Source organism: Stutzerimonas degradans (assembly GCF_024448505.1).
Lineage (GTDB): Bacteria > Pseudomonadota > Gammaproteobacteria > Pseudomonadales > Pseudomonadaceae > Stutzerimonas > Stutzerimonas degradans.
Genome location: NZ_JAMOHV010000024.1, coordinates 1 through 5,741 on the forward strand (window position 1 = coordinate 1; position 5,741 = coordinate 5,741).

The 5,741-nt window shown below is 51.8% G+C and carries 1 protein-coding gene, 2 tRNA genes and 3 rRNA genes; 5 read left to right on the forward strand and 1 reads right to left on the reverse strand.

Annotated features, from left to right (window positions below):
- On the reverse strand, positions 1 to 384 hold a 384-nt coding region (locus NAV27_RS19025; RefSeq protein WP_256055318.1), incomplete at its 3' end, for a hypothetical protein.
- Positions 385 to 541: 157 nt separating this feature from the next.
- Between NAV27_RS19025 and NAV27_RS19030 the strand changes: the two genes are divergently transcribed.
- The 5 genes from NAV27_RS19030 (at position 542) to rrf (ending at position 5,691) form a co-directional block, all read left to right on the forward strand.
- A 16S ribosomal RNA gene (locus tag NAV27_RS19030) occupies positions 542 to 2,078 on the forward strand.
- A gap of 64 nt (positions 2,079 to 2,142) precedes the next feature.
- Positions 2,143 to 2,219: transfer RNA gene (locus NAV27_RS19035), tRNA-Ile, on the forward strand.
- A gap of 29 nt (positions 2,220 to 2,248) precedes the next feature.
- A tRNA-Ala gene (locus NAV27_RS19040) sits at positions 2,249 to 2,324 on the forward strand.
- A gap of 230 nt (positions 2,325 to 2,554) precedes the next feature.
- Positions 2,555 to 5,445, forward strand: a 23S ribosomal RNA gene (locus tag NAV27_RS19045).
- A 130-nt stretch (positions 5,446 to 5,575) separates the two neighbouring features.
- Positions 5,576 to 5,691 (forward strand): 5S ribosomal RNA (rrf, locus tag NAV27_RS19050).
- The 16S, 23S and 5S rRNA genes sit together here with 2 tRNA genes alongside, the layout of an rRNA operon.
- The last annotated feature ends 50 nt before the right edge of the window (positions 5,692 to 5,741 follow it).

Below are 5,741 nucleotides of genomic sequence, written 5' to 3' on the forward strand. Positions count from 1 at the left end.
TTTCAGCCCCCTATAATGCGCACCACTTCTGGCGCGGTCCTCTGCTAAAAGTTCTTGTAAATCAACAAGTTGCTTTGAGATCGAGGGTTGCGTTGGTGGCGGATTCGAGTAGAATGCGCCGGGCTGGCAGGGTGGTGGTTGAGTCCTGTTGGTGGCTTCGGTCGGATTGATCGGAAGCGGTGAAAGAGGTGGTTGACAGCGGTTTTGAACGCTGTATGATTCGCCTCCCGCTGACGAGAGATGAAGATTGATCGGAGCGGCAAGCGGTTGAGTAGAAAAGAGATTTTCGAAAAACAGCTTGACAGCGAGAAAGGCTGCTGTAAAATGCGCGGCCTCGGTTGAGACGAAAGGCTTGATCGAAACGCTCTTTAACAACTGAATCAAGCAATTCGTGTGGGTGCTTGTGAATGTAAGACTGATAGTCGCATGATTATCAGCATCACAAAGCAACACTCGTTAATTCGAGAGTTACTCTTTACTTGTAAAGAGATTTGCGATTGCTGAGCCAAGTTTAGGGTTTTCTCAAAACCCAAGCAGTATTGAACTGAAGAGTTTGATCATGGCTCAGATTGAACGCTGGCGGCAGGCCTAACACATGCAAGTCGAGCGGATGAAGAGAGCTTGCTCTCTGATTCAGCGGCGGACGGGTGAGTAATGCCTAGGAATCTGCCTGGTAGTGGGGGACAACGTTTCGAAAGGAACGCTAATACCGCATACGTCCTACGGGAGAAAGTGGGGGATCTTCGGACCTCACGCTATCAGATGAGCCTAGGTCGGATTAGCTAGTTGGCGAGGTAAAGGCTCACCAAGGCGACGATCCGTAACTGGTCTGAGAGGATGATCAGTCACACTGGAACTGAGACACGGTCCAGACTCCTACGGGAGGCAGCAGTGGGGAATATTGGACAATGGGCGAAAGCCTGATCCAGCCATGCCGCGTGTGTGAAGAAGGTCTTCGGATTGTAAAGCACTTTAAGTTGGGAGGAAGGGCAGTAAGTTAATACCTTGCTGTTTTGACGTTACCGACAGAATAAGCACCGGCTAACTTCGTGCCAGCAGCCGCGGTAATACGAAGGGTGCAAGCGTTAATCGGAATTACTGGGCGTAAAGCGCGCGTAGGTGGTTCGTTAAGTTGGATGTGAAAGCCCCGGGCTCAACCTGGGAACTGCATCCAAAACTGGCGAGCTAGAGTATGGCAGAGGGTGGTGGAATTTCCTGTGTAGCGGTGAAATGCGTAGATATAGGAAGGAACACCAGTGGCGAAGGCGACCACCTGGGCTAATACTGACACTGAGGTGCGAAAGCGTGGGGAGCAAACAGGATTAGATACCCTGGTAGTCCACGCCGTAAACGATGTCGACTAGCCGTTGGGATCCTTGAGATCTTAGTGGCGCAGCTAACGCATTAAGTCGACCGCCTGGGGAGTACGGCCGCAAGGTTAAAACTCAAATGAATTGACGGGGGCCCGCACAAGCGGTGGAGCATGTGGTTTAATTCGAAGCAACGCGAAGAACCTTACCAGGCCTTGACATGCTGAGAACCTGCCAGAGATGGCGGGGTGCCTTCGGGAACTCAGACACAGGTGCTGCATGGCTGTCGTCAGCTCGTGTCGTGAGATGTTGGGTTAAGTCCCGTAACGAGCGCAACCCTTGTCCTTAGTTACCAGCACATTATGGTGGGCACTCTAAGGAGACTGCCGGTGACAAACCGGAGGAAGGTGGGGATGACGTCAAGTCATCATGGCCCTTACGGCCTGGGCTACACACGTGCTACAATGGTCGGTACAAAGGGTTGCCAAGCCGCGAGGTGGAGCTAATCCCATAAAACCGATCGTAGTCCGGATCGCAGTCTGCAACTCGACTGCGTGAAGTCGGAATCGCTAGTAATCGTGAATCAGAATGTCACGGTGAATACGTTCCCGGGCCTTGTACACACCGCCCGTCACACCATGGGAGTGGGTTGCTCCAGAAGTAGCTAGTCTAACCTTCGGGGGGACGGTTACCACGGAGTGATTCATGACTGGGGTGAAGTCGTAACAAGGTAGCCGTAGGGGAACCTGCGGCTGGATCACCTCCTTAATCGAAGACATCAGCTTCTTCATAAGCTCCCACACGAATTGCTTGATTCATTGCGAAGACGATTGGGTCTGTAGCTCAGTTGGTTAGAGCGCACCCCTGATAAGGGTGAGGTCGGCAGTTCGAATCTGCCCAGACCCACCAATGTTATGGGGCGCAGGCTTCAAGACATTGGGGCCATAGCTCAGCTGGGAGAGCGCCTGCTTTGCACGCAGGAGGTCAGGAGTTCGATCCTCCTTGGCTCCACCACCACTCGTTAGAGTTCAGAAATGAACATTTGCAGGTTTGCTGTGAAATGTTGATTTCTGGTCTTTACCAGAATCGTTCTTTAAAAATTTGGGTATGTGATAGAAGTGACTGTTCGATCATTTTCACTGATGATTGGATAGCTCAAGGTAAAATTTGCGAATTCAAGCGCGAATTTTCGGCGAATGTCGTCTTCACGTTATAGACAGTAACCAGATTGCTTGGGGTTATATGGTCAAGTGAAGAAGCGCATACGGTGGATGCCTTGGCAGTCAGAGGCGATGAAAGACGTGGTAGCCTGCGAAAAGCTTCGGGGAGTCGGCAAACAGACTGTGATCCGGAGATGTCTGAATGGGGAAACCCACTGAGCACAAGCTCAGTATCTTGCACTGAATACATAGGTGTAAGAGGCGAACCAGGGGAACTGAAACATCTAAGTACCCTGAGGAAAAGAAATCAACCGAGATTCCCTTAGTAGTGGCGAGCGAACGGGGATTAGCCCTTAAGTTGATTTGAGATTAGCGGAACGCTCTGGAAAGTGCGGCCATAGTGGGTGATAGCCCTGTACGCGAAAATCTCTTTTCAATGAAATCGAGTAGGACGGAGCACGAGAAACTTTGTCTGAATATGGGGGGACCATCCTCCAAGGCTAAATACTACTGACTGACCGATAGTGAACCAGTACCGTGAGGGAAAGGCGAAAAGAACCCCGGAGAGGGGAGTGAAATAGAACCTGAAACCGTATGCGTACAAGCAGTGGGAGCCTACTTTGTTAGGTGACTGCGTACCTTTTGTATAATGGGTCAGCGACTTATATTCAGTGGCGAGCTTAACCGAATAGGGGAGGCGTAGCGAAAGCGAGTCTTAATAGGGCGTTTAGTCGCTGGGTATAGACCCGAAACCGGGCGATCTATCCATGGGCAGGTTGAAGGTTAGGTAACACTGACTGGAGGACCGAACCGACTACCGTTGAAAAGTTAGCGGATGACCTGTGGATCGGAGTGAAAGGCTAATCAAGCTCGGAGATAGCTGGTTCTCCTCGAAAGCTATTTAGGTAGCGCCTCGTGTATCACTGCTGGGGGTAGAGCACTGTTTCGGCTAGGGGGTCATCCCGACTTACCAAACCGATGCAAACTCCGAATACCGGCAAGTGTCAGCACGGGAGACACACGGCGGGTGCTAACGTCCGTCGTGAAAAGGGAAACAACCCAGACCGTCAGCTAAGGTCCCAAAGTCATGGTTAAGTGGGAAACGATGTGGGAAGGCTTAGACAGCTAGGAGGTTGGCTTAGAAGCAGCCATCCTTTAAAGAAAGCGTAATAGCTCACTAGTCGAGTCGGCCTGCGCGGAAGATGTAACGGGGCTCAAACCATGCACCGAAGCTACGGGTTCAACGTAAGTTGAGCGGTAGAGGAGCGTTCTGTAAGCCTGTGAAGGTGAGTTGAGAAGCTTGCTGGAGGTATCAGAAGTGCGAATGCTGACATGAGTAACGACAATGCGAGTGAAAAACTCGCACGCCGAAAGACCAAGGGTTCCTGCGCAACGTTAATCGACGCAGGGTGAGTCGGTCCCTAAGGCGAGGCTGAAGAGCGTAGTCGATGGGAAACGGGTTAATATTCCCGTACTTCTAGTTACTGCGATGGGGGGACGGAGAAGGCTAGGCCAGCAAGGCGTTGGTTGTCCTTGTTTAAGGTGGTAGGCAGAGATCTTAGGTAAATCCGGGGTCTTAATGTCGAGAGCTGATGACGAGCTTTCTTTTAGAAAGCGAAGTGGTTGATGCCATGCTTCCAGGAAAAGCCTCTAAGCTTCAGGTAACTAGGAACCGTACCCCAAACCGACACAGGTGGTTGGGTAGAGAATACCAAGGCGCTTGAGAGAACTCGGGTGAAGGAACTAGGCAAAATGGCACCGTAACTTCGGGAGAAGGTGCGCCGGTGAGGGTGAATGATTTACTCAGTAAGCCCATGCCGGTCGAAGATACCAGGCCGCTGCGACTGTTTATTAAAAACACAGCACTCTGCAAACACGAAAGTGGACGTATAGGGTGTGACGCCTGCCCGGTGCCGGAAGGTTAATTGATGGGGTTAGCGCAAGCGAAGCTCTTGATCGAAGCCCCGGTAAACGGCGGCCGTAACTATAACGGTCCTAAGGTAGCGAAATTCCTTGTCGGGTAAGTTCCGACCTGCACGAATGGCGTAACGATGGCGGCGCTGTCTCCACCCGAGACTCAGTGAAATTGAAATCGCTGTGAAGATGCAGTGTATCCGCGGCTAGACGGAAAGACCCCGTGAACCTTTACTATAGCTTTGCACTGGACTTTGAATTTGCTTGTGTAGGATAGGTGGGAGGCTTTGAAGCGTGGACGCCAGTTCGCGTGGAGCCAACCTTGAAATACCACCCTGGCAACTTTGAGGTTCTAACTCTGGTCCGTTATCCGGATCGAGGACAGTGTATGGTGGGTAGTTTGACTGGGGCGGTCTCCTCCTAAAGAGTAACGGAGGAGTACGAAGGTGCGCTCAGACCGGTCGGAAATCGGTCGCAGAGTATAAAGGCAAAAGCGCGCTTGACTGCGAGACAGACACGTCGAGCAGGTACGAAAGTAGGTCTTAGTGATCCGGTGGTTCTGTATGGAAGGGCCATCGCTCAACGGATAAAAGGTACTCCGGGGATAACAGGCTGATACCGCCCAAGAGTTCATATCGACGGCGGTGTTTGGCACCTCGATGTCGGCTCATCACATCCTGGGGCTGAAGCCGGTCCCAAGGGTATGGCTGTTCGCCATTTAAAGTGGTACGCGAGCTGGGTTTAGAACGTCGTGAGACAGTTCGGTCCCTATCTGCCGTGGACGTTTGAGATTTGAGAGGGGCTGCTCCTAGTACGAGAGGACCGGAGTGGACGAACCTCTGGTGTTCCGGTTGTCACGCCAGTGGCATTGCCGGGTAGCTATGTTCGGAAGAGATAACCGCTGAAAGCATCTAAGCGGGAAACTCGCCTCAAGATGAGATCTCACTGGAGCCTTGAGCTCCCTGAAGGGCCGTCGAAGACTACGACGTTGATAGGCTGGGTGTGTAAGCGTTGTGAGGCGTTGAGCTAACCAGTACTAATTGCCCGTGAGGCTTGACCATATAACACCCAAACAATTTGGCTGTTAGACGGTAAGTCGACAAACAAACCGAAAATTTGCAAGAATTCGCGTTACCAAGATCACATACCCAATTCGCTGCAGCGGCTAAAACCGAAGCAGCAACCGAATTGCTTGACGACCATAGAGCGTTGGAACCACCTGATCCCATCCCGAACTCAGTAGTGAAACGACGCATCGCCGATGGTAGTGTGGGGTCTCCCCATGTGAGAGTAGGTCATCGTCAAGCTTCTATCCCAAACCCCCGATCCGCTTATGCGGGTCGGGGGTTTGTCTTTG